Consider the following 23,254-nt stretch of genomic DNA (forward strand, 5'->3'; position numbering starts at 1 on the left):
GGGGCCCTCTTGCTGTTCCTGTCCTAGCCCGCCGCCCGGATCGGGGGAGCGGCCGACCCCAGGGCCCACACCCAAGGCGCCCCGTCCACACCGAGGCCGACGGCGACCGGGCCGCGCGCGGTGAGGTGCAGGGTGGGGGAGTCGACGGGAACGACGCCCTGCGTACGGATACGGCGCTCGTCGCCCACGAGGGCCTGCACCCGCCCCTTCTGGTCCTTGCCGAGCACGACGAGCCCGTCCTTGGGTGCCATGAGCGCGCCGACGGGCCCGTAGCCGTCGAAGGGCTTTGTGGGCGCGGTGCGGCCGGTGCCGTCGGCGCGTACGGAGACGAGCCGGGGGTCGGCCGGGGCTAGCCCCTTGCCCTTGGTCTTACGGGGGTCGGTGAGGGTCCGGTAGAGCAGTTGTACGCCGCCGTCGGGCAGGCCCACGGGGGTGGGCGCGTCGACGGCGAGGGGGAGGCGGGGCCCGCGCTTCACGTACGCGAGGGGCTGGCCGGGCGCGTCCTGCGTCCAGTGGTGGACGAAGTCGTATCCGGGCGCGAAGACGTGCACGCGCCCCTGCGCGTCCACGGTGGCGCCGAGCCCGTCCTGCACGGTCTCGCCGCCGAGGGCGACCCAGGGCCCCCAGGAGCCGTCGGCGTCCCGCACGCGCGTACTGACGCCCTTGTCGGCGTTGCGTACGAAGAGGTGGACGCGGCTGTCGGGGGCGGCGACGGCGACGGGCGAGCCGATCCTCCGCCCCCGGTCATCGCCCAGCTCGGGATTCCCGAGGCCCCGCCAGGCCCGGAAGGCCCCGCCGGGGGAGGCCTGCTCCAGGAGGACGACCTCCCGGGTGTTGGCGCCGGAGCGCCCGGCTATCGCGGCGAACCGCAGCCCGAAGAGCAGCTGCCGCCCGTCCTTGAGCGCGGCCCCGCCGAGCACGGGCGCGAGCGGCCCGCCGCCGAGGTCGTCCGCGGCCCCGAACCGCCCGCTGCCGGGCGCGGTCTCCCGCCACCGCACGGCCCGCAGCCCCAGCACGCCGTAGGCGGCGAGGCGCCCGTCGGGCTCGTTGCCGACGACGGGCCGGGGCCCGGGGAAGCGGTAGTGGGTGGAGCGCACCCACCCCTTCCAGTTGGTGAGGGGCCGCTTCCCGCCGACGTTGTAGTCCCCGCAGCCGCCGGGGTTGCCGCACTGCCAGTCGGGGGCGCCGCCATAGGGCTTGAGGTGGGCGGCCTTCTCGGCGAGGACGGCGGGAGGGAGGTTCTTGGGCCAGTGCCGGTTGTAGTAGGCGCGATAGGAGGTGGCGGCGAACCCGGGCACGCCCTTCCTGTCCCGGGTGGCCTGGGCGACGTGCCGCACCATCCCCGCCCAGGCGAAGGAGGCGGCGGCGGTGTGGTCGGCGTGGTCGGCGTACCCCGGCTGCTCGCTGTCGTGCTGGCGGGCCTTCTCGGTGCTGTGCTGGATGTCGGGGTCGGGGTCGAGGGTCTGGACGAGGGTGGGGGCGTACGTGTCGAGCAGCCCCGCGATGACCTCGACGAGTTCGTCGTACGTGTACGGGGCGGCGGCGCGCAGCGGCGAGCCCTCGGCGATGACGACGGGCAGGGAGAGCGCCCGGTCCTCCCAGAGGCTGGGCAGCCCCATGCGGCCGCCGCGCAGGGTGTGCATGGCGGTGTTGAGGAACACGAGCTCGGCGTGGCGTCCGTTGTGGACGAGGGTGTTGACCTCGGCGCGGTGCCCGCCGCGCAGGTCGAGTATCGACTTCTGCCAGGGGGTGAAGAGGGGCAGCCCGAGGAGCGAGGCGTAGGCCTGCCGCAGTCCCTGGTGCCGGGCGGAGGAATAGGCGGCCTTGTTGTAGACGCGGTCGGAGGGGTCGCTGACCACCCGGTTGTCCCCGTTGGCCTCCCCACCGGTGAGATACACACTGACGATCTTCGCCCCGCCGTCGAGGGCGTGCTGGGTGTCCGGGTTCATGAAGTACAGGTCGTCGTCGGGGTGCGCCACGATCTGCATCAGCACGGCCCGCCGCCCGGCGGAGACGGGCTGGCCCGGGGCGGCGGTGGGGTTGTCACCGCGGTGCCGCTGACTGGAGGGAACGGAGCAGGCCCCGAGGGCGGCGGCCAGGCCGGTGGTGGCGGCGGTACCGAGGACGGCGCGTCTGCTGGGACGCCGCTGCCTGAATGCTCCGAACACGTACGTTCCCCGTCCCGTCCGCTGTTTCCGCTGCTCGCGCTGTTTCGAATCGCTTTTCTTGGTCGCCGGACTAGACGGGGCGGGAGGGGGGTCGGTTGCCCGGGGAATCTCAGTTGTCAGACGGTTTGGATAGCAGCAACGTTACGGTGGGGTGGACTTTCATCAACCGTCGCACCACGTTTACCTAGCGACCGATTCGACGCATGAATGCGCTTTCTTCCGAGATGAGCCATCGGAAGTGGTCGACCAGAGGGCCCACGACGCGGGAATCACGGAGCAAGACGCCCAGTTCGATGTTGTGAGACAGAGCGCGGTCGGTGAGATTGGCACTGCCCAGGAGTGCGGTGTCCCGGTCTGCGGCAACGAACTTGGCGTGGAGTACCCCTCCGAACGGGCTCTCTGTCCGATGCCAGATGCGAGCCTGGCGGGGAAGATTCGCGAAGGCGGTTGCGGCTTGCGTGGATTCCTCCAGCAGAAGATCGACTTCTACTCCCCGGCGGATCGCTGCACGTATTTCAGTGATGACTTCCGAAGCTCCATGTGCCGCATAACTCACAATGATCAGTGATGAGTGCGCTGACCGAATAACGTCGAGCGTAACTCCGCTGGTAAGCCTTGCGAGCATGGCCGAGCTCGTTGGGCCGCTCACTACAGCTTGGACGGGGCGAGGTCGCGGACGGGCCCGCGCCGCGGCCATGGCCAGGGCGAGACCGTCGCCGCCCAGTGAGGGCGATTCGGCCCTCCACGCCTTAGTGATTTCCATCAACTGCCGGGACAGGCCGACGGCCGCCTGACCTGAGACAAAGCGGTGAAAGAGCGGGTCGTCCGGGCCTGCCACGCTCTCGAAGAACGCTTCCCATTCGGAGAGGCGATCTTCAGGAAGTCGATGACAGAGGGCCGCAAGCAGAGAGGGAAGGCGGCGTGGCTGATCGCTACCTGTGTGGGCGCGGTCTCTGCCTGTCTTCTCTGCGCTCATGTTCTGAAGGCGCACATGTCGTCCGCCAGTGTCTCCACCAGCAGGGCGCGGTCCAGGTAGTGGTTGCCGCGTTCACAGGACGTCTCTGCCGCGAAAAGGCAGGCATGGCAAGCCGCCCCGTGCAGCCGGGCGTGAACACGCGGATCGTGCTCGGCGCACATGGGATCGGAGCTGCAGAGCCTTGCTTCCTCGAATGCCTGAGTGATGGTCGGTCCCAGTCGATCACTGCGGCCAAGCGAGACGAGTCCGCCCAGGGTTCCCTCGCTGTCGGGGGCAGCGGTGTAGAGGAGGACCCCGGACATGGGGTCAGAGCCGGAGCGGGCATAGATCCGTTCCGCTATGCCCGAGGCGCCATAGCCGCATTCCAGGGCGAACTGGCGGATGAGTACATGGGCCAGCGTGTGCAGGAGGACGTACCTGATACCGGGCCAGCGGGGCTCCACCCCGCGGGCGATGCACCAGTCCCAGTGTGCGTCCTTCAGGATCTGCTCGCGGGAAAGCACCGCTTGTCGACTTTCCCACTCGGCGAGGTGTTGCTCCTTGAGGGCGAGGAATACGCCCTCGCCGCGTAGTTCCGCGCAGGGAACCCACGTGGGGTCGTTGCGGCTGAGGGGCGCCTCGGAACGGGTTTGCACCTCCTCGTCCGGCAGCCATTCGGGAGCCTCGATCCGAGTGAAGCCGGTGAGCGCCGAGACCTCGCGCAGCCGGTGGACCAGGACGACACTGTCCAGCCAGTCGGCTGTGCCGTCGGGTACGCGCCGCTCACGCACGGTGGTGAAGTCCGGCAGCGTATGGTCGCGGGGATGGGTGAAGGCCCGCCACTCCGGGGTGATGAGGTCGAATTCCTCGTCCTCATCGCTCTGTTCACCAGCGACCGCCTGTGCCTCCCTGGCGACCGCCGCCCACACCGCGTCCGCTCCGTACTGTTCCAACTCGGCCCAGCACGCCTGTGTGGGTAGCAGCATTTTCGCCGCGTCGGTGGGGACGGCGGCCAGCGGGGACAGCAGGCTCCAGTGCTCCTTGACCGCTTGAGTGAGTGGCTCTTCGGCCCGCGGGATGCTGAATACCTTCAGCTGCGAAGCGAACCAGCTGTTGGTGGCACCCAGCACCATGGTGCGCGCATGCTCCGAGCACCCGCCCGGGGTGAAGGTGCCGAGGTGCGGATGATGGCCGCGGCAGGCAGGCAGGTTCCGCTCGCCTGCCTGGCCGATGGCATCCGCCATCGAGCGGACCGCCTTGCATGTGCAGCGCACGAAGACGTTGGCGGCCTCGCCCGTCGTGCCCGACTCGGTCAGGCTCAGGGTGGGGTTCTCACAGGGAGCACCACCGCCATGGACGAAGTAGACCCAGGGGAAGTCGTCCATGTGCCCGTTTTTGCAGGCGACCAGGAACCGGGCGGGCAGCGCGGTCGGCTGCCCCTTGCCGGGGCCGCCGCAGTTGGTGTGAACGTACTTGGTCTTCTCCGGCCGGTACAGGTTCGGCCGGAGCTGGAAGAGGCCGCTCGACGCGGGCGCCAGTTGATTGCACCGCTCGCGTGAGCAGCGCAGCCAGCGCGGGAACAGGCCGACCGGCACGCCCGTCCTGGTCCAGTCGCCGTACGGGTCCGCAGGGTTCTCCGGCAGGTGAGGCGGGGTGCGCAGGGCAGTGACGGTGCCGTTGAGGCGGCGGCGTACGGCCGCAAGGAGACGGTCCTCGGTCAGGACCTGGGCGCGGACCGGGTCCCATTCGTCGAGGCCCAGGACCATGGTGGACAGGTTGGGCAGGTCGGTGACGGCGCCGATGCCGTATGTGTGCAGGAGCTGGCTGGGGCGCAGCTCGCCCACGCGGAGCGCTCCGCCGATGGGGCTACTCATGTCCTCTCCCAGGGATCTTCGTCGCTGACCGGGGGGCCGCTGTCCTCCTGCTGCCGCGGGACGTAGGGCGGTTCCTCATCGGGTTCGTGTCCTGCGGCGCCGGTGAAGATCAGCCTGATCGGCGGCTCCACCTCGCGCAGTGACGTCGGGCAGGTCATGAGCCGCCAAGGACCGCTGTCCGGTTCCAGCAGCAGCGGGGCGACGTCTCCCTGGCGCCGGGCCGCGCGGTAGCCGAGGACGGCTCCGGGCGCCCTGCGCTTCTGCTCCCAGTAGTCGAGGCGTGCGTCGAGCCGGGTGCGGACCTCGTCGATGACATGCCGGTCCACCAGGACATCTTGGGCGCGCAGTTCCAGCGAACGTACGGCGTGACTGACGACCTCACCACGGCGGTCCACCCACTGGGCGCCGCGGTTGGGGTTGTAGTCGGCCTTGAGATTGCGGACCAGGGACGCCAGCACACCGGTCAGGCCCCGGTCGACGGCACGATCCGCGAAGGGCGTGACGGACAGCGCCTCGACGTGCTGGTAGATGGTGGCGTGGAAGGACTCGAAGGTCTCGTAGTGCGAAAGGTCACGCGGCCGTGCCCAGTTGAGCACGGTGAAGACCAGGCCGGGAGCACGGCGGCCGACGCGGCTCGTGGCCTGGATGTACTCCGCGGTCGACTTGGGCTGGTTGTTGACGACCATGACACCGAGCCGGGACACGTCGACACCGACGGCGATCATGTTGGTGGCGAGCAGGACATCGATGGGGCGGGGCGACCCCTTGGCGCGACGGCCGAAGGTGAGGTCGAGCTTCGCCAGGATGTCGGGGATGGCGTCGGAGGCCATTCGGCTGGTCAGCTCGGCCGGTTCACCGATGCGCCGCGCGGCGAGTCCCCGGCGGTCCGCCCGGATCAACCTCGCCGACACGTCGTCCTCGACGAGTCGGCGCATACCGCCCAGGTCGCGCAGGCTGTTGAAGTAGCCGACGAGCGTCATGTACGGGTCGGTCAGCTCGCTTGCCCCGTAGGTCTCGTAGAGGTGCTGGGCGGCGGCGAGCTGGGCGACGAACACCCTGATCGCCACGGACTTGGTGCGCACCCCCTGCGCACAGATACCCACATACCGACGGCCCGGAGTCTCCTCCGGGGGCCGGCGCCGTGCGAAGAACGTGTCGTCGGCGTCCAGGCCCGACGGCGGGAAGACCGCCGTCCTTCGCGCGAAGAGGTCGTGGATCTGCCGGTCGGCGCGGCGGACGGTGGCGGTGGAGGCGATGACCTTCGGCCGCACCGTCCGGTCGGGTTCGGGATTCCAAGTGGAGAGCCGGTCCACCGCGGTCTCGTACAGGCCGGTGAGGGAGCCGAGTGGGCCGGAGATGAGGTGCAGCTCGTCCTGGACGATCAGGTCCGGCGGGCGCACACGCACGGCGTCCACCGTGGAGGCGGCCGGGTGGCCGCCGCTCGCCGGATGGCTGGAGGACTCCCATTCCGCGTCCACGGCCGACGGCGTGACGTATCCGTGTCGGGTGCATCGGCGGGAGACCTGCCCGAACAGCGCCTGGGTCTCGCCCTTCCACGGCAGCTGGGCGAACTTGTCGACGGTGGCAATGACGAGGCTGGGCGGGTAGCGGTAGATTTCCTCGTCCACGACGAGGATCGGCAGCCCGAGCTCGTCAGCGGGCAGACCGAAGACGGATGCGCCGAACGGACACTCGTAAGCGTCAGAGCAGGTGATGAGCGTCCGGCGCAGGGTGGTCTCGACGGCGATGTCGCGGCCTGCCTCCATCTTCGCTCCGCACCACGGACAGCTGGTGAGCTGATGGGGCGAGCCCATACGGCCGAAACCGCTGTATCCCTTGTCCTTCTTGCGCTCCTTGACCCAGTCGGCGGCTTGCTCGGTGGTGTTGGGCGTGACCCTGCCGCCCACCCACAGGCCGATACGGAACGGGTTGCGACCCCAGCGGGCGGGCTCCTCCCGGCGGATCACCTCGCAGGCGCAGATCAGTGCGGCGGCACGCTGGAACTGCTGGATGGTCAGGAGCCGGAGGGTGTACCGCATGATCACGGCGACGCCGTGCTCGGCGTCGAGGCCGCCGAGGTGGGGTTTGCGCCGCCGGATGGCGAGCGTGAACGCGGTCAGACCGAGATACGCCTCGGTCTTGCCGCCACCGGTGGGGAACCACAGCAGGTCGGCCAGGGCACTGCTGTCGTCGGCACGCTCAGGGTGGGCGGGATCGGCGAGCGACGGCAGATTGAGCAGCAGGAAGGCCAGCTGGAAGGGCCGCCAGCTGCGGTTATCCGGCAGGTCGACCGCCTGGACCGCCGCCTCCAGCGGCAGGTCGGGAGTGCGGCGTCGGCTGCCCGCGGCGATGGTCTGCACGCGCTGGTGCCACATGGCGCGATTGGCGAACCGGAAGGCGTCGAGGGCTTCGGGGTCGTCGCGCAGCAGATCGATGCCGGCCTGGATGCGATCGGCGGCCTCGCCGGCGAGGCGCATGTTCTCCTGGGCTTCCGCGCGGTACGCGTCGAGCCCAGTGGCCGGATCGTCGACCGACTGCTTCTGGCGCTCGATCCAGGAGCGGTAACCGTCGACGAGGGGGACGAGCGCGGCCCGGAGCGGAGCGGCCTCCAGCTTGCTCAACTCGCTCATGTCCAGCACGAGGTCGGCGAGTTCCGGCAGGTCCTCGTCACGCCGGTCGCGGCGCGGATCCGGCACGTCCGTGTGCGGGATCTCGTACGAGGGCGTGGCCGTGGTGGAGAGGCACACGGCACGCCGGGGTTCGGCCGGATCGGTCTTGGCGTGCACTCCGGTGCCGTGGCCCACGGCGAACTCGGGGTGGAAGCGGTAGGTCATGGCGAGTGAGCGCCGCTCGTCCTGGTCGCTGCCAGGCCGCTCGGCGGATCGGCGCGGCAGGAAGGGGGCCGTGCCGGGGGCGCCCGACACGGTCATCGAGGCCTGGAACATCCAGTGGGTGGAACCGGGCTTGTCCTCCTGCCCGTTGACGAGGAACAGGGACACCAGCCATGACCCCTCGTGCAGCCGGGCCCGCCCGCGCACCACGATGTGCGGGAAGTCCCGGGCCTGCACCGCCTGGGGGGCCAGCTTGCCCTCCACCAGTTTCACGGTGACCGTGCCCGAGCAGGGCACGCGGTGCCACACCCGCTTCGGGTTGGCCTCGATCTCCGAGTCCCCGCGCTCGTACCGCGCCCAGGCGCAGTCGACCGTCAGCTCCTGGACCTGCCGCTCCACCCTCAGGGTCAGCCCGAGCGTCGACGGATGGAGGCTCGGCATGGCGGGCGCGGAGGGTTCGGGATCCCCGGCCTCCGGCTCCTGCTCGGGCGCCATGCCCGGCTCTTCGAGCGTCTCGGGCTCGACGACCTTGCCGACGGTCCGCAGCGGGGCCCCGTCCTCGCCCGGCAGGCCACCGGGGGCCAGCCGCCCGATGATGTAGTGGTCCAAGGGATTGCCCGCCAGCTCCTCCGGCTCCTCCCCGGAGGGCCCCAGCAGATCGCGTACGACCAGTTCGGCGAGTCTGTCGCGCAGCTGCTGCGGAGTTGGCGCGGACAGCACCGACCCGCCGGGGGCGGGGTCCGGCTCGGAACCTGGGCTGGCGAGAGGCTGCTGGGTCACGGGGCCAGCGTAGATCGGCGCACTGACAACGGGCAGGGACTTCCGTACGGAACCGGCCTGATCCGGATCAAGGTTCTTGGCCGAGGCTGTGACCTTCGTTACGGTGCGTTGCCCGAGGGGTACGACACGCGCATGGGGAGCCGGATGGCGCGATGTCGCGTGGGGGGACGAAGGGGGAGCGGGGGCATATGGCAGACGGCGCGACCGGCGGGATTCCGCATCAGTCGTCAGACGGCCTCTTGCAGCGCCTGTGCGGCCACCAGGGCGTTCCGCCGACCGACCCCGCACCCGAGCCGGGATGGGCACAGGGCTCGAAGGGCTTCGGGGACAACGGGCACAGGGGCGCGTTCGGCGAGGAGTTCATCCGCATGCTGGCCACGGCGGCCAACCTCGACGTGACCCGCAAGGAGCGCGATCGGGTCGGCGTGGACTGGCAGCTGGGGTACGCGGGCCGGCGGGGAACCCGCAGGTTTCCGGCCATTGAGGCGCAGGTCAAGTGCACGTCGTCCCCCGACGTCAACGGCGACCACATCCGCTACAAGCTCAAGGTGAAGAACTACAACCAACTGGCCGGCCCCGACTACGAGATGCCCCGCTTCCTGTTCCTCGTCCTGGCACCCGCCGATCCCTTCGCCTGGGCGCACGCCACCGAGGACCGCCTGAGCCTGAGCCACGCCGCGTACTGGCTGTGCTTGCACGACCAGCAGCCGCTCCCCTCGGTGGCCCAGTCGAAGACGGACACCACTCGCACCGTCCACATCCCGCGTGCCAATCTGCTGACCGCCGACTCCTTGCACGACCTGTTCGCCGAGGACTACCGGGAGCTGGTGGGAGCGTCATGACCGCGATCACGGACGCCGAGTTCGAGCAGGCCGCGACCCTCGCCCCCGGAGTCGTACGGCGTTATCTGAGCGGCAAGGGCTGGAGCGCGGAGCGCGACCTGTCCGGCGCCGAATTGTGGGAGTGGCGGCCGCAGGACGAGCCGGGACCGCCGTACGAACTCCTGGTGCCGGTGCAGCGCCGCCGTGACTACGCGGGGCGGGTCGCCGACATCCTGGAGACCCTGGCCGTGGTCGAGGCGCGGCCCCCGGGCGACATCCTTCGCGAGATGCGGTTGCCGCCGGTGGACTGGCAGTTCCTCCGCTTGGTACCGCCAGGCCCCTCGGGCACGGCCCCCCTCCTGGACCTGGTCTCGGCGCTGACCGGCCTGAAGGAGCTGCACACGGCTGCGGCCTCCTCGGCACTCGGCCCGCAGGCGGTACAGCCCGCACAGAAACCGCAGCGCGTGAAGGATCACGTGGCGGCGGTACGGCTGGACCAGACCCGCGTCGGCAGTTACGTCATCGCCGTGCACACCCCTCTGCCGGAGGGACCGTACGGCGGACACGACCAGACGGGCCAGGGGGCCCTCTTCGACGGGACGGAGGCCAGGCGCAGCATGCTGCATTCGGATTCGTCCGAACCCTTCGCCCGCAGAGTCTCCCGGATGCTCTACGCGGGCGTCGCATGTGCGCGTGCGGCGGCGGACAGCACGCTGGCCGGGGACTCGGTCCCCCACGTAGAGCACATGGCGGGCGCCGGCCTGTCCGCGAACCTCTGCGAGGCACTGGTGAAGATCGCGGGCGAGGAGCGCCGTGACTTCTCGCTGGCCTTCGCGTGGTCGTCCGAGAGGCCGATGGAGCAGCCCTCACCACCGGTCGCGATCGGAGGACTGCACGCGGGCGCGCTGGAGGCGGTGGCGAAGGATCTGCGCGAGCGTCTGGGGCGGGAGGAGGGCGCGATGCTGCACGGTGTGGTCACCAAGTTGCACTGGGACGTCAACCCTAGTGAGGCGACGGTCTACGGTTCTCTCCTCCACGCGGATTCCCTGCGGCACAGGCGCGTCCGGGTGGAACTGCGGGCAGAGGACATCGACAGGGCCACCGAGGCAGGGCGGAACGGTTGGGAGGTGACGGTGAGAGGCGATCTGGAGCCGCGTGGAACGGGTGTGCGGATGCGGGGAGTGACGGAGTTCGTGGTGCGGCCGGAGTAGCGGACCGGCCGGACCGGGGACTCCGTCCGCTGTGCGGCCCGAGGCGCCTTCGCGGTCAGGCGCTGTCCTGACGCCGACGACGCTCGGCGTCACTCGGGGACATCAGCCGCTGTATAGCGCGGCAGGCCATCGGTGGTGATGGTCCAGTCGGCGATGGTCACGTCCTCGCCGTAGACGAAGTCCTTGCGGGTGGCGTACCGAGGGCCTTCGGGGGTGGGGTGGATGTCGGTGAGGACGGCTCCGGTGCCGGTACGGGGGTCGAAGACGGCGTAAACGGGGATGCCGATCAAGGGGTAGTCGCGCAACTTGGTGACCCAGTCGTTGTCCGGGTTGGAGCGGGAGACGATCTCTACGGCGGCGATGAGCGTACGAGGGTCGAAGGACCCCTCTCCCTCCATGTCCGCCTCGGCGATCACCATGATGTCCGGGCGGCGCATGATGCCTTCCGGCTCCATCTCGACATCAGGCTCACCCGTGTGGGCCACGATCTCTTCGGGCATGACCTTCTCCAGGCGTTTCCGGAGACGGAGTGCGGTGAGTTCGTGCGGCCGCACCGGCGACATCATGTCGAGGACGATCCCTTCCTTGGTGATCTCGAACTTGCCGGGAAGGGTGCCGTCCGTGGACTCCACGAAGTCGCGCATGGCCCGGTACAGGTGGGAGGCGCCCTGTTGCGCGTTGTCCGGGGCGATGGTCATGGCGCTCGCTCCTCGTCGTCTGTGCCCAGGGGCAAGGATCGTCACGTTCATGCTATGCGGCCTCCGGGAGATCGGATCGGCAGTCGCGGCACCGGCCGGGGGCCGGAGCGCGGAAGGGGCGGTCGCAGCCGTCGCAGGTCTGGAAGGGGTGTCTGGGGGCCGGGCTCGGCGGGGCCGGGGGCGGGAGCTGGGCCGTCAGGCGGTGGGCCAAGAAGGCGGCCGGGCGGATCAGCGGTTCCAGCGGGAGGTTCTCGGTGAGGGCGTGGCGTACGGCGGTGGGCGTGAGGTCGCGCTCCAGCCAGGCGGCGACGCCGGGGGCGAGGTGTTCGGCGTCCGTGGCGGAGAGGAGGAGGCGCGGGTCGTGGCGGCGGAGGACGGCGAGGACGCCGACGGCTGTCTGGAGGAGGGTGGGGGAGGGGTACGAGGGCTGGGGCACGGGCGGGAGCAGTCGCTTGCGCGGAGGCGGCTTGTCCGGTGCCGTGCGCCGGGCGGGCCTGCTCGGGGTGTCGGTCGAGGCGGGCCTGTGGCCCGGCCTGTTGCTGGAGACCGTACGGGTGATGATCCGGCCGGTCGGGGCCCGTAAGCGGGCGCGGCGCAGGTAGCCGTGGGTTTCGAGTTCGCGCAGGGCGGCCGCGATACGGGTGGGGCCCTCCGGGAAGCGGGCTGCGAGGGTCTTGATGTCGATCGCCGTGCCCGGTCGCACCGATTGGATGTAGCAGCCGAGCCCGATCGCCAGCAGCGACAGCTCCTGGTGCTGGGCGAGGTCGTTGCCGATCACCGTGAAGTTCTCGGTGAGGCGGACGTTGTCGTGGACCACGCCGGAGTTCGGGCGCGCGTGGGGGTGGTTTTTGCCCGGGATACGGGACTGGGCGCGCGAGGGCGCGCTAGGGTTTTCGGAGCCCATCGGGAAGTCCTCTTCTTCCTCGGTGGTCAGGCCCTCGCACTGGGATGCCAGTCCCGGCGAGGGCCGTCGCATGTCTGCGGTTGTGTGGTGTTGCTCGCGCTGAGCGTAGAGCAGGCAACCGGTCCCAAATCCGGCCGAGTTGGGCATATTCACTCGTGGGAGTGAGTCTGCCCGGCGGGAGGGAGGGGTGGGGCTTGGCGGGGTTCTTTCTCCCCAGTGGGTGGTTCATAGGGAGCGCAGGTCAGACCGGGGTGTGGGCCTTCAGGCTTCGGTGATTCCGTTGCCGGGAAGGTGACTTCGGCCCATACCGTCTTGCGGGGTGGCACGCCTGGGATCACTCCCCAGCGGTCGGCGAGTGTGGCTACGAGGAGCAGGCCCCGGCCGGCTTCGTCGGTGGGGGTGGCGTCGTGGGGTCGCGGTAGCCGGTCACGGCGTGTGTCGGTGACCTCGATGCGGAGGGTTTCGCCGATCACGTACAGCAGGAGCTGGAAGTTCCGGCCGGGGATACGGCCATGGGTGGCGGCGTTGTTCGCCAGTTCGGCGACGATGTGCCTCGCCGGATCCAACGGGAGTTCCCAGGCGCGGAGTTGCTCGGTTGCGAGCAGGCGGGCGAGGCGGGCGCCGCGTGGTGTGGGAGACAGCTGGACACTGAAGTTGCGGATGTAGCCGTCGGATTGGGTGGGCTGCTCTGTCGGCCCGGCGAGTTTCTGATTCACATCACTCAGCGTGGCCGGATCTGCCTACCGTGAGGAGTGATGTCCTCGTTGCGTACGGTCACTGTACGGGCGTTGTCCGGTGCTGTCCGGGCTTGTCGGGGCGTTACGTACGAGTAAGGGCGTGGCTGGTACGAGGCGGTACGACGGAGGGGCGGCGCGGACATGTCGGCGGGCACGGAGGCGGGGCGGCTCATTTCCGAGGCGGACGAGCCGGGGTGGGAGGTGGACCCCGACGACGAGTGGGGCGTGGCTGTTGTCGCCACCGTGGGGCGGCAGTTGAAGCTGCGGCGCGAAGCCGTGGGGATGCGGGCCGCCGAGTTCGGCAAGAGGCTCGGGTACGGCGAGGACATGGTCTACAAGATCGAGGGCGGGAAGCGGATTCCTCGGCCGGAGTATCTGGACGACGCCGACAGGGTGTTGGGGGCGGGTGGGCTGATCTCCGCGATGAAGGAGGACGTGGAGAAGGTTCGGTATCCGAAGAAGGTGCGGGATCTGGCCGACATGGAGGCGAAGGCCGTAGAGATCGGGATCTACGTCTGCAACAGCATCAACGGGTTGTTGCAGACGCCGGAGCACGCTCGTGCCGCATTCGAGTCCAGGCAACCGCCATACTCGAACGCCGAGGTGGAGCGGTTGGTGGCCGCTCGTGTGGCCCGGCAGTCCATCTTCGAGCGGGACCCCGCCCCCGCACTCGGTTTCGTGCTGGAAGAGACCCTGTTGCGACGCCCGTTGGGGGGCACAATGGTGTGGCGACAGCAGCTCGAACGCCTGTTGGAGGTGGGCCGGTTGCGTAACGTCACACTCCAGGTGATGCCGACCCACGTGGAGGTCCATCCTGGTCTGGACGGACGGCTGGAGTTGCTGAAGTTCGTGGACGGTACGGCGACGGGACGCTCCGACGGGGCGTTCAACGGCCGTCCCGTCTCGGACCCGAGGCAGGTACACATCCTTGAGCTGCGGTATGGAACGATCCGGGCTCAGGCTCTCCCGCCCCGGGAGTCGCTGGTCTTCATCGAGCAACTGCTGGGAGAAACATGATCGGCAAGCCCCCTGCCGGGGACACCTCCGAACTGGCGTGGTTCAAGAGCAGCTACAGCGACGGCAACGAGGGCGACTCCTGCGTCGAGGTCGCGGTAGCGCCCCGCACCATCCACGTCCGCGACTCCAAGTGCCGCGACACAGGCCCCCGCCTCGCGCTGGCGCCGGAGGCTTGGGCGGACTTCGTGGCGTACGCGTCGGGGAGCTGACTCCTCAACTGCACGCGCCCCGCGCCTGGCTGTCACCGGGCGCGGGGCGTTGTCGTACGGCTCAGAACAGGGCGTCCGGCTCAGGGAAGAGCCCGCCGTCGTCGAAGTTCTCCGGGGCAGTCTTGGGGGTGCGCGCGGCGGCCCGAGCCTTCGCCTTGGCCTTCCGGGCGGCAGCGCGGCGCCGCTTGGCCTCCGGCGTGTGCAGGCCCTTCTCCATTTCTTCCTTGTAGCGGGCGTGGTTCAGCTCAAGGAGACGATCCAGGATCTCGGTCTGGACGTCCGGGGCGATGGTGAAGCGTGGGCCCTGGCGGGTTTCGTAGAAGCCGTGCTTCAGATTGAGGTCGGTCCAGCCGTAGGCCTCGGCCGTCGCCTGGTCCACCTCGACATGGGCGTCCCGAACGGCCTGGGTGTCGGCGTCGGTTTTGGACTCACTGTGCACGCGGTTGTATAGGGTTGTGAGGCCGATGCCATGGCTGGACATGGAAACTCGCTGAGCAGTCTCCAGCGTTTCCCCGGCCGAGTGGAGGCGCGGCGTTTGGTGAGAGCGCGGAAAGGTCTCGTAGACGTCGGAGGGGGTATACCGAAGATCCCCTTTCAGGCTTGATGCCCGCTGGATGGCCCACCAGTAGTGGATGGAGCTGGACAGCAAGGCCAGCTCCGCTGCCGAGTCAGTGGCGAACACTCCGAGCATGTGGGAAAAGACCTGCCCCGTGGGCTGCCGCACTGGCATGGCGGTCTTGCTGACAAGGGCGATGACGACTACCTGCTCCAGATCCGCGATTGCGGCCACCATGTTCGGTCGCTTGTCCGCGTATTGCCACCACCGCTGTGGTAGCGGTTTGCGTAGGACATAGGAGCCGTCGTCCTTCTGCCGCTGACGAACCGGCTTGACTTCGCGTTCTGCTATGGCGAATACGTCCGTGTATTCGGCGGCCTGCCCCTCAGACCAGTCGTGGAAGTTGATCACCCATCTACTGGCCTTGGCTCCGGGGCGCTGATTCAGATCCTCCCCGTTGAGGTAAGGAAACAAGACCTCCGCGTTTCTCGGGTCCTTCGCGATGAGTTCTTGAGCCTCGTCCGGACTGAGAACGAAGCCCATACCGAGCACGATCGACCCCTGAAACGACTGGTTCTCGTTGGCCACCAGACGGAACGGCTGGCCGCTCGCCCGCGTTGCCGGGTCAAGGTTCGGCGTGATCGCCCGCACTTCCTGCCCATCCAGCACAGGCGTCTCGCCGTTCCCGATGCCTCCGCCTAGCCAGAGCAGGGAGACCTCAAGTGCAGCAGTGCCTGGCCAGGGCTGGGACTTGATGGCCCGGTACACAGTCCACCCGTCCGCCGTAGCCCGATCCAGCCCGACCTCGCGTGTGTCGCCCTGCGCGATCGTGTTCGTGGCGATGATTCCAGTGCGCCGCTTTGGTGTGATGGACAGGTTCCGTAGCAGAAAGTACGCACACAGGTCCGCGTGTCCGCGCGTGCCACCCGCCAACCGATTGACGAGGTACTCCCGATAATCCTGACCCAAAGCACCGGTCAGTTTCTTGCCACCGAGAAACGGCGGATTCCCCACCACCACATCAAACCCGCTGGAGCCCCCCACCCCCATAACCTCAGGAAACTCCAACGGCCAATGCAACGGCCGAACCGCCTCAGCCCGAGGCCCCTTCAGCCACCCCTCCACAATCTCCCGAGCCCGAGCCCCCGCCTCCTCGGCCCCGTCGCCCTCCCCGAGGGCCGTAGCCACCAGCCCCGCCACAGCCTCCAGGCGGTACCGATAGGCCCGGCTCTTCGCGTCCTCCTTGGCGTCACGGAACCGCGCAGCCCCCCGCGCCCCGCCCATGTTCTCCTCGCCGGAGATCTCGGATGCCTCCTCGTCGGAGATGCCTTCGGCGGCCAGCGCAGCGCCCACCACCGCGTCCGCGGCCAGCCGCAGCTTTCCGCTCAGCGCCTCCGCCTTCGTCAGCAGGTCTGCCTTGTCCCGCACCACCCGGATATCCGTCACCGCGGTCGACTCGATCTGCCGCCGCAGCTCGGCCGCCCGCGACAGCAGGTCCTCCGTACCCTCCAGCGCCCGCGCGACCTCCGCGCTCAACTGCCGGTCCTGCCAGTCCAGATGGAACTGCCGGACCTGTCGTACGTCGATGACCCCCACCAGCGAGTCCCCGCACCGCAACGCATGGTCCAGGAACGAGAACGGCCGCCCCTTGGCCAGCGTCACCAGCCACAGCGACAGCTTGGCCAGCTCCACGGCCATGGGGTCGCGGTCCACGCCGTACAGGCACTGGTCGGCCACCAACCGCCGGGCGATCTGGTGCAGCTGCTCATGGTCGTCGCGGTCCACGTCCCGCGCGATCTCCGGCGGGAGCTCGTCCTCCCGGAGCCACGCCTCCACCACCCGGTCCGACAGGTACCGGCATGCCGACACCAGGAACGCCCCGGAACCCATCGCTGGGTCCAGAACCCGGAGCTTCAGCAGCTCCTCGGCCTTCTTCGGCTGCCACACACCCCGCTCCGCACCCTCCGCCGGGCCAGGCGAGAAGCACAGCGGAGCCAGCGTGTGCTCCACGACCTCCTCCGCCAGCGCCTTCGGCGTGTAGTGCGTGCCCGTGTCCCGGCGATTGCCGGAGCGGACCACGATGACCGAACCCGCCGGCCACACCTTCGGCTCGCCGCGCAGGTCGATGCCGTACAGGCCGGAGAACGCGGCCGCCCGCTCCACCAGAGCCACGTCACTGCCGCACGCTGTCTCCAGCTCGACCGTCACCGCGCCGGAGGACTTGGCCTGCGCCGCCGTCACCGTGGCCGACTTCGTGCCCGTCGCCTCCGCTACCTGTTCCGCGAGCGTCCCGGCCGCCGCCCACTCCTCCAGGCGCGCCAGCGGCAGTACCGCCTCGTACTTCCTGTCCCGCCCGAAGGAGACCCCGACGTACGGCTCCTCCGTCCAGTGGCAGCCGTACTCCAGCAGACCCTCGTACACATGGCCGATCTGCTCGACGTCCAGGCCCTTGTACGACAGGCGCTCCTTGCCCTTGAAGCCCTTGCGGGCGCGCAGGGTGAGGAGGGCGTCGAGGATCTCGTACACCACCCGGTCGGTCACCTTGGCAGGGACCAGCCAGGGGAAGCGGGACGGGTCGAAGAGCGAGCCGCCGTACGGCGGGATCCACAGCTGGTCGTGCGTGCTGCCGCCGTGGATCGCGGCGAACACGGCGAGAAGGCGCGGCCAGGTCGCCTCGACCCGGTCGCCGAGCTCGTCGCCGTGCAGGCTCTGCGCCGTCGCGAGCTCGTTGTGCAGGGGGCCCACGGCGTACGACTTGCTGTACAGCTCCTCCCCGGAGGGCAGCAGGCGCTGCTCCTCGGCGTAGAGGAGGAAGACCAGGCGCATCATGACCGTGAGCGCGCCCTCGTAGACCTGTTTGGCGGGCACGTCCCGCAGCAGCTCGCCTCGTGACTCCCTGTCCAGTCGGGACAGTTCTGCGACCAGAAGCGACACCGCCTCCCGCACCTGGCGGCCCAGCGTGTCCGTGACGTCGGCCTGGGCCTCGGCGGTGCGGGCGAACAGGCCCGCCGTCGAGTCGGTCGGCTTGCCCTCCGCGTCCAGCGGCGGGCGGACCACCCGGCTCGCGGTGAGCAGGCTGGCGAAGGCGCGGGCGAGGATCGGCTCCTCGGTCCACAGGTCCGCGTCGAAGACGGCGACCGTCGTCGCCTCCTTCGGACGGGCGTGGACCAGGGCCCACTCGCGGCCGTTCGTGAGCAGCGCCAGCGGCACGTCGCGGGCGCGGCAGAGCTCGGCCGCCTGGTCGGCGAGGCCGGGCTGTTCGCCACGCGGGCGGTTGAGGGGGCCCGCCCAGTCGTCCGTACGGAAGAACAGGGCGCGCGGGGACAGGCCGCCGGACAGGCCGGGGCCGAGCAGGACCGCGTCGGGCGTGTTCGCGCCGGCGCGCAAGTAGTCGGGAATCGCCGCGCCCTCGCGCAGACCGGGCGCCCGCCAGCCGAGCAGCTCGGCCAGGACGAACTTCTCCCACGCGGCCCGCAGTGGCGCGGGGTCCTCCTGGACCTCCGCCCACGCCTGCCGCAGCCTCCCCCACGTCTCCGGCGGGATCGTGTCCAGGCCTTGCGGGAAGGCGCCGACCAGCACCGGCAGCGACACGAACGGGCCGTCGGGGCGCAGCAGCCGCAGCCAGTCCTCGTGCTGCTCGGCGGGGGTGGGGACCGAGCCCTTCGGCGGAACCTTCCTCGGCGTACGGGCGGCGGGCGGCATCAGCGGTGCTCCTGGTGGGCGGGTGAGAGGGAACGGGGGACGAGGAAGGTCACGGCGACCGGGAACCAGCGGTCCGAGGGATCGGACCAGCGGCGGCGCAGCGCGGCGGTCTCCGCCTCGGTCACGTCCGGCAGCCGCCGGAGCCGCTCCAGCAGCGCCTCGCGGTCCGCGCGCAGCTGGCGGCGCTCGTCGTCGACGTCGAAGAGCGATTCCTGCTGCCAGTGTCCCGTGTCGTCCAGCCGGTCCCGGATCGAGCGGCCGAGGTCCTCCAGGACCGCACGCATGCCCTCGACCTCCTCCTCACAGCGCTCGGCGAGCACTGTCTGAAGGGAGCGGAAGCGCCGGTTCGCGCGGGTGTTCAGGGCGCGGGCGAGACGCTCCTCCAGCTGGGGCCAGAGGTCGGTCAACTCGGTCCGTACGGCTTCGGCGGGCAGTTCGTCCGTCGCCTCGGCCAGCCATCCGTCGACGTCCTCCATCTTGGCGGCGACGAACTTGCCGCCCTCGATCAGGCCGCCCGCCGTGATCACCTCCTCGTGCAGCCGCGTCCCGCCGCTGCCGGTGATCACCACCCGGCCGTGCGCGACCACCGCCGGCTGCCGCAGCACTCCGTCCGGCACCACCCGGGCCGTCACCCGGGACAGGTGGGCGCCCGCACCGCTCGACCACAGCTCGGCGCGCAGCAGCCGCAGGCACATCTGCACCAGGCGGTGGCCCAGGTGCAGGTGCACTACGTCCGTACGGTCGCGGGCCTCCGCCTCGTCGAAGACGACCGGGCGTTCCTTGCCGGTGAGCGGGTGGCGCAGGCCGTCGTTGCGGGCGCGTGCCCAGGCGCCGGGCAGCTCCGGCAGCCGGAAGCAGCGGGCCGCCCGGTCCGGCTTGGGGTCGGGGACCTCGGTGAGGTCCTTGCGGTGGGCCAGCAGCAGGCCCGTACGGACGACCCGCTCGACGGTCTCCGGGTGCAGGTGGAGCTGGTGGCGGCTGTCCGAGAGGGTGTCCACCAGGCGCTCCAGATCGCGAGCGAGGTCGCGCTCCACCTTCAGGACGGCCTTCCCGGACCGCTTGGTGATCTCGGCGTCGGCGGTGGTCCAGTTCGAACGCCGGCCCAGCATCTTCTGCTCGACCTGCGAGGCGATCACCTCGCCCGCGCTGCCCAGGTCCTCGCGGATGCGCTCGGTCTTGCGGGCGGCCACGGCGAGGAAGTGCAGCTCGTCCTCCAGGGCGCCGTCCTCGTAGCCCGAGTCCGTCTGGTGGTCGTGCGCCGGGTCGAAGCCCTGCCAGCCCTGCGGCACGAAGTGGAACACGTCCACCTGGTCGGCTTTCTGCCCGTGCCTGTCCACACGGCCGTTGCGCTGTTCGAGGCGGTTGGGGTTCCAGGGGATCTCCCAGTGCAGCACCCGATGGCAGTGCGCCTGGAGGTTGATGCCCTCGCTGGCCGCGTCGGTGCCGAGCAGGATGCGGACGGGGGACAGGTCGGGACTCTCCTGGAAGACCTGCTTGACGCGCTCTCGCTCCTCCTGGTCCTGGCCGCCGTAGAGCTGGGCGATGCGGTCGGCCGGATACCCCGCGGCGATCAGCTGCCCGTACAGCCAGCGCTGGGTGTCGCGGTACTCGGTGAAGACGATGACCCGCTCCGGCTTCCACTCGCCGAGCGGGCCGTCCGGGCAGACGATCTTGTCCAGCCACTCCTGGAAGCGGGCGAACTTGGCGTCCGAGCGCTTCCCGGCGTCGATCGCCCAGACGTCCAGTTCCTTGAGAAGCGTGTGCTCGCGGTCGGAGAGCGGACGCATGGCCTGGCGGGCGGCGGTGAAGGCCCGCGTCGCCGCCTCGGCCTGCTCTTGCTCGTCCTCCTCCTCGGCCTCCTCGATCCCGTCGATCAGGGGCCGCAGCACACGGACGCTCGGGGCGGTCTCCTCCTCCGGCCCGGCGTGCCGGGTCGTCATCGTCTTGAGGTGGGTGCTGATCGTCTCCGCGAACGCCTTCGGCGACGACAGGAAGCGCTTCTTCAGCAGGGTCGTCACGAAGTCGGAGGCGGTCCGGCCCGCCTTCCCGCCACCTTGCCCGTCCCGGCGCGAGCGCGCGTACTCCGCCAGCTTGGTGTACGCCTCCCGCATCGCGTCGCTGTACTCGACCTCCAGGGCGTGCGGCACCCGCCGGGGGAAGCGGGGCTTGCCGTTCCACAGCGGAGGCAGGTCCGACTTCATGCGGCGCACCATCACCCGGCGGAGCTGCTCGTCGGAGGGCTTGATGCCCCTGGCGAACCGGTGGTCGTCGAGGAGTTCCAGGAGCGCGGTGAAGGACTCCAGGTAGCCGTTGTGCGGGGTCGCGGAGAGGAAGAGACGGTGCTCGCAGTGCGGCGCGAGCAGTTTCACAGCTCGGGTGCGCTGCGAGTCGACCGCGTACTTCCCGTTGCCCGACGGAGCACAGGTGTGCACCTCGTCCACCACCAGCAGATCGAATGCCCGGGGGTACTCCGGCACCGGCGGCAGCAGCTCGCGCAGCATCCGCAGCGGCCGCTCGCGTTTCAGCCAGTCGATCGAGACGATCAGGCGCGGGTGGTGGGTCCATGGGTTGGCGTACAGCCCGGCCGAGCGGCGCAGGTCGCGCAGCATCCGGGTGTTGACGATCCGGAAGTCCAGGCCGAACTTGTCCCGCATCTCGTCCCGCCACTGGAGCGTCAGCCCGGCGGGGCAGACGATCAGCATGGAACGGGCGCGGTGGCGCAGCATCAGCTCCTGCATCACCAGACCGGCCTCGATGGTCTTGCCCAGACCGACGTCATCCGCGATCAGCAGGTTCGTACGCGGCATGGACAGGGCACGGACCACCGGGTCCAGCTGGTAGTCCTGGATCTCGACACCGGAGCGGAACGGCGCCTGGAGGGCCGTCTTGTCGGCGGAGGCGATGGCTCCCCAGCGCACGGCGTCCAGGAAAGCGTCCAGGCGTCCCGGCTCGTCGAAGCCGTCACGGGGAGAGGGCAGCTCGTACTGGTCGTGGACGTCCGTCGCCTGCTCCAGCTCCCACACCACCCGGAGCTCCTCGTCCCGGCCGTCGCTCTCCAGTGAGGACAACGTGATCAGGTGGCTGGTGGCGGCTTCTGCGGCGCGTGCAGGATCGTCGCTGGCGGCGGTGGAGCGGAGGACGTCGGTGACCACCCATGGCCGGTTACGTACTGTGACGCGCTGGCCGGGGGCGGGAGGCCCAGACGGCACATCCCGCAGCCCCTCCGACTGTGAGGTCATCACACTTCCGCCCCCCTGATCCCCGCTGGGTACGCCTGCTCCGTGCCTCATCGGAGTTTAGGCGGAGGGCGCGTGGTCCCAAGGCTGATAGCGCTGACTCCGAGAAGTCTTGACCGGAGGGCGGGATCGCCCCCGCGCATAGCCCCCTGTGACGTGGGGTACGATCCTCGGCTCGATTGGCCAGGCCAGGTCCCCGTATGGCAGACTGTCGGGGTTGCTCGGTTGAGTGCCGATGCTGCGCGCCTCCCGCCGGGAGGACTGGAAGCGAGTCCCACAGTACTCGTCGCCCTATCTGCCGCCTGCGGCAGCGCTGGGGCGGACGTACGGGAATCTTCCGGGAAGTGTCAGCGGGGCTCCAGCCAGGCGCCCGGTGGGTGTTCTGCCCCCGACTGCTCTTCACTGAGCACGCTCTTCATTGAGCACAGCGCGGTCCCACGGCCCGCATCCCCTTGGTTGGGAAATCCCTATGGGATTTCTGCGTAGAGGGAGTGCGACACGCCCGACCGCGTGGGTCGGAGACAGAGTCGGTAGAACCCCCGGGTTCCAGAGCGTTACGAGACAAAGGACTACTAGGTAGCCATGGCGGGACAGAAGATCCGCATCCGGCTCAAGGCCTACGACCACGAGGTCATCGACTCCTCGGCGAAGAAGATCGTCGAGACGGTGACCCGCACTGGTGCGTCGGTCGCGGGCCCGGTGCCGCTGCCCACTGAGAAGAACGTGTACTGCGTCATCAAGTCGCCGCACAAGTACAAGGACTCTCGCGAGCACTTCGAGATGCGCACGCACAAGCGGCTCATCGACATCCTCGACCCCACGCCGAAGACGGTTGACTCGCTCATGCGCCTCGACCTCCCGGCCGGTGTCGACATCGAGATCAAGCTCTGAAGGGACGGGCCGAGATGAGCAAGAACATCAAGGGCGTCCTGGGCGAGAAGCTCGGCATGACGCAGGTGTGGGACGAGAACAACCGCGTTGTTCCGGTCACCGTCGTCAAGGCCGGGCCGTGCGTCGTGACGCAGGTTCGCACCAACGACGTCGACGGCTACGAGTCGGTCCAGATCGCCTTCGGCGAGATCGACCCGCGCAAGGTGAACAAGCCCCTCAAGGGCCACTTCGCCAAGGCCGACGTGACCCCGCGCCGCCACCTGGTGGAGCTCCGCACCCCTGACGCCAGCGAGTACACGCTGGGCCAGGAGATCACTGCCGAGGTGTTCGAGTCCGGCGTCAAGGTCGACGTCACGGGCAAGAGCAAGGGCAAGGGCTTCGCCGGTGTCATGAAGCGTCACAACTTCAAGGGCCTGGGCGCCGGTCACGGTACCCAGCGCAAGCACCGCTCGCCCGGTTCCATCGGTGGCTGCGCCACCCCTGGCCGTGTGTTCAAGGGCCTCCGCATGGCGGGTCGCATGGGCAACGAGCGTGTGACCACCCAGAACCTGACCGTCCACGCCGTTGACGCCGAGAAGGGTCTGCTGCTCATCAAGGGCGCCGTCCCCGGCCCCAACGGTGGCCTCGTCCTGGTCCGTACTGCGGCCAAGGGGGTTTGAGGAAC

At 69.6% G+C, this 23,254-nt stretch carries 15 protein-coding genes; 6 read left to right on the top strand and 9 right to left on the bottom strand.

Features of this window, described 5'->3' with window-relative positions; genetic code table 11:
* Positions 1-23: 23 nt before the first annotated feature.
* The 4 genes from IE252_RS27820 to drmA all read right to left on the bottom strand — a co-directional run bounded on the left by IE252_RS27820 (position 24) and on the right by drmA (position 8,608).
* Complete coding sequence (locus IE252_RS27820; protein WP_190092200.1) at positions 24-2,168, bottom strand: PIG-L family deacetylase; 2,145 nt, start codon at positions 2,166-2,168, stop codon at positions 24-26.
* 184 nt (positions 2,169-2,352) lie between these two features.
* The gene (gene drmC / locus IE252_RS27825; RefSeq protein ID WP_190092201.1) at positions 2,353-3,144 is read right to left on the bottom strand and encodes a DISARM system phospholipase D-like protein DrmC; all 792 of its coding nucleotides are present in this window, start codon (positions 3,142-3,144) and stop codon (positions 2,353-2,355) included.
* The gene (gene drmB / locus IE252_RS27830; RefSeq protein ID WP_229848825.1) at positions 3,141-4,967 is read right to left on the bottom strand and encodes an MrfA Zn-binding domain-containing protein; all 1,827 of its coding nucleotides are present in this window, start codon (positions 4,965-4,967) and stop codon (positions 3,141-3,143) included. The genes drmC and drmB overlap by 4 nt, the downstream gene beginning before the upstream one ends.
* A gap of 26 nt (positions 4,968-4,993) precedes the next feature.
* Positions 4,994-8,608 (bottom strand): DISARM system helicase DrmA, encoded by a 3,615-nt coding sequence (gene drmA, locus IE252_RS27835; RefSeq protein ID WP_190092203.1) that lies wholly within the window; start codon positions 8,606-8,608, stop codon positions 4,994-4,996.
* 188 nt (positions 8,609-8,796) lie between these two features.
* Here drmA and IE252_RS27840 point away from each other — a divergent pair, with 188 nt between their 5' ends.
* Together IE252_RS27840 and IE252_RS27845 are read left to right on the top strand one after the other, a co-directional pair.
* Positions 8,797-9,450 carry a DUF4365 domain-containing protein gene (locus IE252_RS27840; protein ID WP_190092204.1) on the top strand — a complete coding sequence of 218 codons (654 nt, stop codon included), beginning with the start codon at positions 8,797-8,799 and terminating at the stop codon, positions 9,448-9,450.
* On the top strand, positions 9,447-10,640 hold the full coding sequence (locus IE252_RS27845) for a hypothetical protein (RefSeq protein WP_190092205.1): 1,194 nt from the start codon (positions 9,447-9,449) through the stop codon (positions 10,638-10,640). The genes IE252_RS27840 and IE252_RS27845 overlap by 4 nt, the downstream gene beginning before the upstream one ends.
* Before the next feature lie 89 nt (positions 10,641-10,729).
* Here the strand turns inward: IE252_RS27845 and IE252_RS27850 are convergent, their stop codons facing one another.
* The 3 genes from IE252_RS27850 to IE252_RS27860 form a co-directional block, all read right to left on the bottom strand.
* A complete protein-coding gene (locus tag IE252_RS27850; protein ID WP_190092206.1) occupies positions 10,730-11,338 on the bottom strand; it encodes a Uma2 family endonuclease in 609 nt (202 codons plus the stop codon).
* A 52-nt stretch (positions 11,339-11,390) separates the two neighbouring features.
* Positions 11,391-12,242, bottom strand: a complete 852-nt coding sequence (locus IE252_RS27855) for a helix-turn-helix domain-containing protein (RefSeq protein WP_190092372.1) — start codon at positions 12,240-12,242, stop codon at positions 11,391-11,393.
* 149 nt (positions 12,243-12,391) lie between these two features.
* The gene (locus tag IE252_RS27860; RefSeq protein ID WP_190092207.1) at positions 12,392-12,958 is read right to left on the bottom strand and encodes an ATP-binding protein; all 567 of its coding nucleotides are present in this window, start codon (positions 12,956-12,958) and stop codon (positions 12,392-12,394) included.
* A gap of 162 nt (positions 12,959-13,120) precedes the next feature.
* Between IE252_RS27860 and IE252_RS27865 the strand changes: the two genes are divergently transcribed.
* Positions 13,121-13,996: a helix-turn-helix domain-containing protein gene (locus IE252_RS27865; protein ID WP_190092208.1), complete on the top strand. Its 876-nt coding sequence runs from the start codon at positions 13,121-13,123 to the stop codon at positions 13,994-13,996.
* A complete protein-coding gene (locus tag IE252_RS27870; RefSeq protein WP_190092209.1) occupies positions 13,993-14,205 on the top strand; it encodes a DUF397 domain-containing protein in 213 nt (70 codons plus the stop codon). Before IE252_RS27865 ends, IE252_RS27870 begins: the two co-directional genes overlap by 4 nt.
* 61 nt (positions 14,206-14,266) lie before the next feature.
* On the opposite strand, the gene IE252_RS27875 is transcribed toward IE252_RS27870, so the two are convergent.
* Positions 14,267-18,463 (bottom strand): Eco57I restriction-modification methylase domain-containing protein, encoded by a 4,197-nt coding sequence (locus IE252_RS27875; protein WP_190092210.1) that lies wholly within the window; start codon positions 18,461-18,463, stop codon positions 14,267-14,269.
* Positions 18,463-21,615 (bottom strand): DISARM system SNF2-like helicase DrmD, encoded by a 3,153-nt coding sequence (drmD, locus tag IE252_RS27880; protein WP_229848826.1) that lies wholly within the window; start codon positions 21,613-21,615, stop codon positions 18,463-18,465. The genes IE252_RS27875 and drmD overlap by 1 nt, the downstream gene beginning before the upstream one ends.
* A 666-nt stretch (positions 21,616-22,281) precedes the next feature.
* Here drmD and rpsJ point away from each other — a divergent pair.
* Positions 22,282-22,590 (top strand): 30S ribosomal protein S10, encoded by a 309-nt coding sequence (gene rpsJ / locus IE252_RS27885; protein WP_003948644.1) that lies wholly within the window; start codon positions 22,282-22,284, stop codon positions 22,588-22,590.
* A gap of 14 nt (positions 22,591-22,604) precedes the next feature.
* Positions 22,605-23,249 carry a 50S ribosomal protein L3 gene (gene rplC, locus IE252_RS27890; RefSeq protein ID WP_067163147.1) on the top strand — a complete coding sequence of 215 codons (645 nt, stop codon included), beginning with the start codon at positions 22,605-22,607 and terminating at the stop codon, positions 23,247-23,249.
* The last annotated feature ends 5 nt before the right edge of the window (positions 23,250-23,254 follow it).

It is taken from the genome of Streptomyces melanogenes (genome assembly GCF_014649795.1).
Classification (GTDB): domain Bacteria; phylum Actinomycetota; class Actinomycetes; order Streptomycetales; family Streptomycetaceae; genus Streptomyces; species Streptomyces noboritoensis.